This is a genomic window from Kitasatospora sp. NPDC091257, assembly GCF_044757675.1.
Taxonomy (GTDB): domain Bacteria; phylum Actinomycetota; class Actinomycetes; order Streptomycetales; family Streptomycetaceae; genus Kitasatospora; species Kitasatospora lactacystinica.
Genome location: NZ_JBIVVI010000872.1, coordinates 1 through 3,990 on the forward strand (window position 1 = coordinate 1; position 3,990 = coordinate 3,990).

The window sequence follows — 3,990 nt, forward strand, 5'->3', positions numbered from 1 at the left end:
GGGGGCCTCGCGAGGGAGGGAGCTCACAGGCCCCGGACGGCAGCGGCTCAGCGTTCCTTCAGGATCGAGGCGAGCAGGTCTATCGTGCGTTCCGGCGTGAGGCTGTCCACGCAGAGCCGCTCCATGACCTGGATGTAGGCGTCGACGTCGTCGCGCTTGTCCAGGTAGAGCGCGCTGGTGAGCTGCTCCAGGTAGACCACGTCCGCGAGGTCCTGCTCCGGGAAGCGCAGGATCGTGAACGCCCCGGACTCGCCCGCGTGCGCGCCGAACCGGAACGGCATGACCTGGATCACCACGTTGGCCTGCTCGGCCACGTCGATCAGGTACTGCACCTGACCGCGCATCACCTTGGGCCCGCCGACCGGCCGGCGCAGCGCCGCCTCGTCGATGACGGCCCACAGGCGCGGGCTGGCGCCCTCGGCCAGCAGCTTCTGACGGCGCAGCCGCAGGCTGACCCGTCGCTCGACCTCCTCCTCGCTGATGACCGGCCGACTCTGTCCGAAAACCGCCCGTGCGTACTCCTCGGACTGGAGCAGCCCGGGGATGAACTGCACCTCGTAGGTGCGGATCAGCTGGGCGGCCTCCTCCAGGCCGACGTAGGTCTGGAACCAGCCCGGCAGCACGTCGTTGAAGCTGTGCCACCAGCCGGACTTGTTGGCCTCGCGGACGAGGCCGAGCAGGGCTTCCCGCTCGATGCCGTCGTCCACGCCGTACAGACTGAGCAGGTCGGCGACGTCGCGCTCCTTGAAGCTGACGCGGCCGAGTTCCATGCGGCTGATCTTGGACTCGGAGGCCCGGATCGCGTAGCCCGCGTCCTCGCGGGTGATGCCGCGCGCCTCACGCAGGCGGCGCAGCTGCGAGCCGAGGAGGATCCGGCGGACCATCGAGCCGCCGCCCGGCTGAACTGTGGTCATGCGGTCGAAACCTCCACCTAGGGCAAACAGCGCACAGTCTGCCATCAGTTGAGCGCTCACGGTGCCGATACTGACGGATGTTCCTATCAGTTCCGCACTCCACACACCAGGATGCACGTGCATCCGGCGCTTGCATATGCCAATAGTGCGACTGCACGTGAATCGACTCTTGCATCTGCAGTGAGCGCACACCACCATGGTGCACGTGCACCTGCACATCCCTGGCAATCCCGCGGGCTCCGTGTCGACCCCACGCGCGACTCCGTGCACCGACCCGACGACGTCCCCCGCGTCATCGGGCGTTCGAGTGCGCGCGCGCATGGTCGAGGGGGCGGCCGAGCGGCCGAGCGAGTCGGAGGTGACCGGCATGACCCCGGCGGGTCCAGCCGTGTCCGCCCCCTTATGGGAGGAGCTCTTCATGAGCACCGGTACGGCTTTGGCGGTTGACCCCCTTGTGGTCACCTGTACGCTCGCTCCTCGCTTCGAAGCCGTCAGAACCGCGCGCGACTTCGCTCGGAGCACGCTCCAGCACTGGGGCCTGACGGAGCTGTTCGACGACGTCGCGCTGGTGGCCTCGGAACTCGTGACCAACGCGCTCCGGCATGCGATCGGCGCACGGCCCGACCCGTCGGGCGGCACCCAGGGCGAGTACGGCTTTCCCCTGCAGCCGACCCCGGACGGCCGGCTCCCGATCCGAATAAGCCTGGTGCACCGCGCACCCCAGGTGGTCTGCGCGGTGAGCGATCCGAGCAGCATCGGCCCGATCGCACGGGAGGCCGACTTCGTCGCCGAATCCGGCCGCGGGCTGCACCTGGTGGAGTCGTTCAGCCGCTCCTGGGGCTGGCACCCGCTGGGCAGCGGCAAGGTGGTCTGGGCGATGTTCGAGGCGGAGACGATCGTCGGCTCCCCGCTGGACGGGCACCCCGGACTCGGCGGCCGCTCACCGCTCGACGGCCCCGTCGAGATCGGCGGACGGCATCGGCGCTCGGCCTAGGACGGGCCGTGCACCCCGACCGGGCCCCCGACCCGAACGGGCCGCACGCCCAGGACGGACCATGCGCCGGGCGGCGCACGGCCGGTCGACGGAAGCCCCGGGAGGACCACACCCCGGGCCCTTCCACCCGGCCCCGCCGAGGACTTCCGCTCCAGTGCGGACGCCTCCGGAGCGGACACCTCCGAAGCGGAGACCGCCGGCGAAGAGGCCCCCGGAGGAGACAAAGACAAAGGCCGTCGTGGTGTCGGCACCCACGACGGCCCCCCGATGATGGAGCACGGCGGTCGGTCAGACCGCCAGGTGGTCGAACTCCCCGTCCTTGGCCCCCAGCAGCAGGGCGGCGATCTCGGCCCGGGTGTAGATGAGGGCCGGGCCGTCCGGGAACCGCGAGTTGCGCATCGCCACATCGCCGCCGGGCAGGGCCGCGAACTCGACGCAGTTGCCCTGGGAGTTGCTGTGCCGGCTCTTCTGCCAGACCACCCCCTGGAGATCGGCGGCGGCCATCCCGTTGTAGGTGTCGTACGAGCCGTGCGTGTCCTGCGAGTCGTGCATAGAAATCTCCCGAAGAGCTTCCGGAGTTGTCGTCCAGCGCGGCGCCCCCGGCACCGTCGAAACGAACGGACCGGCCCCGTACCGGTCCGGCACAACGCCTCACTTGACGCGATGATAGCCGCAGTGCACGTGCATCAGCACGGGACGTTGCAGGTGCACGTGGCCTTTTGTCCGCAGCCGCGAACTCTTCACGGACCCTTCTCCTGACGGTACGTAAACGGACATAGCCGATGAATCGTCGGGCGCGCGATAACCGGCCGTGAGCGCCTCCCCGCTGAATGTTGATCTTCGAATGCCGGGAGTCGCACCCCCGTGACCCTCCGTCAAACCATCCTCATGCTGTGAGACATCTCACGCGCCCCAGGTGCAACGCCGGCGCCCTCGGGTCGCGTCGAGGCAACCACCGGCGGTCGCGCGGGGATTGGGAGCGGAATGTCCGGATTGTAGGCAAAGTGCCCGGACCGGCGCCGGAGACGCACCGGCCTCCGGACCGCGACCGCGTGAAACCCACGCGGCAGCCGACTGCAAGCCGGACGGGCAGATGTCCTACGATCTCCGGCATGAGCACCGCAGCCATCCCGGGCGCGCCACTGCCCGTCCGTACTCCAGGCTCCCGTGCGCGGGGGCGCCACCGTCGTCCCGAGCGCCCCGAGATCCCGGCCGGCGCCCCGGCCCTGGTGCTCGCCGTGCCCGCGACCGCCGGGCCCGAGTCCCGCTCGGTCGTCGAGGAGTTGCTCTCGATCGTCCGCACCGAGCAGAACGGCGTCCGGACCGCGGTCGGCTACCTGCCCGGCAACGGCGGCGAGGGCGCGGGCGGCGAGGACCGCACCGTGGCCGAGCTGCTGGCCATGGCGGCCGAGGCCGGACTGCCGACGCCCGTCCTGGTGCCGCTGGTGCCCGGCCCGCACACCTTCCTGACCGAGCTTCACGCGCTCGCCGCCGAGTACGGCGCGCCCGTCACCGACCCGCTGGGCCCGCACCCGCTGCTGGCCGAGGCCGTGCACGTCCGGCTGTCCGAGGCCGGACTGGCCCGGGCCGACCGCGCCCGGCTGTTCGCCATCGCGACCGCCGCGGACGGCGTGGTGCTGACCACCGTCGGCGGCGAGGACGCGGCCGCGGCGGCCGGCATCACCGGCGTGCTGCTGGCCGCCCGACTGGCCGTGCCGGTCGTCGCCGCCGCGCTCGACGTGCCCGGCTCGGTGGCCGCGGCCGTCAACCACCTCAGGGACACCGGCTCGCAGCGCCCGGCGCTGGCCCCGCTGGTGATCGGCCCGGAGGCGGACTCCGAGCTGCTCGCCACCGCCGCCGAGGAGACCGGCTGCCCGTCGGCCGCGCCGCTGGGCTCGTACCCGTCGGTCGGCCAGCTGATCGCCTCCACCTACCTGGCGGCGCTGCCCGCGCCGTCCCCGGAGGACCTGGCACGGGCCGAGGCGGAGGCGGCGGCCGCCGCCGAGGCCGAGGGGGCGCGGGAGGGAGTAACGCAGAGCACACGGGTGAACACCAGTCACACCGAGTCATAGGGTATTCCGT

The 3,990-nt window shown here is 71.5% G+C and carries 4 protein-coding genes; 2 read left to right on the forward strand and 2 right to left on the reverse strand.

Annotated elements, in window-relative coordinates:
* Positions 1-47 precede the first annotated feature (47 nt).
* A complete protein-coding gene (locus ACIQOV_RS31135) occupies positions 48-914 on the reverse strand; it encodes a helix-turn-helix transcriptional regulator (protein ID WP_188297256.1) in 867 nt (288 codons plus the stop codon).
* Between the two features lie 418 nt (positions 915-1,332).
* Here ACIQOV_RS31135 and ACIQOV_RS31140 point away from each other — a divergent pair, with 418 nt between their 5' ends.
* Entirely contained in the window at positions 1,333-1,908 is a 576-nt protein-coding gene (locus tag ACIQOV_RS31140) for an ATP-binding protein (RefSeq protein WP_401053985.1), read from the forward strand.
* A gap of 288 nt (positions 1,909-2,196) precedes the next feature.
* Here ACIQOV_RS31140 and ACIQOV_RS31145 read toward each other — a convergent pair whose 3' ends face one another.
* The gene (locus ACIQOV_RS31145) at positions 2,197-2,460 is read right to left on the reverse strand and encodes a DUF397 domain-containing protein (RefSeq protein WP_097235176.1); all 264 of its coding nucleotides are present in this window, start codon (positions 2,458-2,460) and stop codon (positions 2,197-2,199) included.
* Positions 2,461-3,020: 560 nt separating this feature from the next.
* Here ACIQOV_RS31145 and ACIQOV_RS31150 point away from each other — a divergent pair.
* Positions 3,021-3,980 carry a hypothetical protein gene (locus tag ACIQOV_RS31150; protein ID WP_401053986.1) on the forward strand — a complete coding sequence of 320 codons (960 nt, stop codon included), beginning with the start codon at positions 3,021-3,023 and terminating at the stop codon, positions 3,978-3,980.
* Positions 3,981-3,990 lie beyond the last annotated feature (10 nt).